The sequence below is a fragment of the Helicobacter labacensis genome (assembly GCF_003660285.1).
GTDB lineage: Bacteria > Campylobacterota > Campylobacteria > Campylobacterales > Helicobacteraceae > Helicobacter > Helicobacter labacensis.
This window is the reverse complement of sequence record NZ_QXQQ01000067.1, coordinates 1-510: the sequence shown is the minus strand read 5'-3', so window position 1 is coordinate 510 and position 510 is coordinate 1. Positions and strand designations below refer to the sequence as shown.

The 510-nt window shown below is 41.4% G+C and carries 2 pseudogenes; both read right to left on the bottom strand.

Features of this window, described 5'->3' with window-relative positions:
• Positions 1 to 369: pseudogene (locus EAO33_RS09265) on the bottom strand (hypothetical protein); the annotation flags it as partial.
• A gap of 33 nt (positions 370 to 402) precedes the next feature.
• Positions 403 to 510: pseudogene (locus tag EAO33_RS09875) on the bottom strand (P-type conjugative transfer protein TrbL); the annotation flags it as partial.

Below are 510 nucleotides of genomic sequence, written 5' to 3'. Positions count from 1 at the left end.
GACTTGGCGATTCTGTGGGCTAAGAGAGCGCGTAAGTTGGCTAAAATTATCTAAATTATCTCCCTGCCCTTTGGCAAACTTCATCAAGCTATCTAGCGCTTCTTGCTCGCTTTTGTGCGCGTCTCTTAGCCCTAGCTTTTTAACTAGCTTGCTGGTGGCTTTCATTTGGGCGTAATCTTTGAGGGCGGTAGAAAAGAGTTGCTGGTATTTATTAGCCACTTGGGGGGGCAATTGAGCAAAGAGATCATCCACCCCGCTTTTTATATCCTTTCTAATAAAGCCCTCTAATGCCCTTTGGATATGATCCCTAAAATTGGGGTCTTTAGCTTCTTTGTAATAGCTATTGAGTAGATTCAAACTTTTATGCAATTGCTTGAAGTTTACCCCATCTGGGTTATCCTTGATAACTTGAAAATTGAAAAAGGCCACCAACATTAAACAGGGCTGATAGAGAGTCAAAGAGAGTAGCTTTTAATGTAGCTAAATAACATTCCCTTAGTTTGGGGAAAC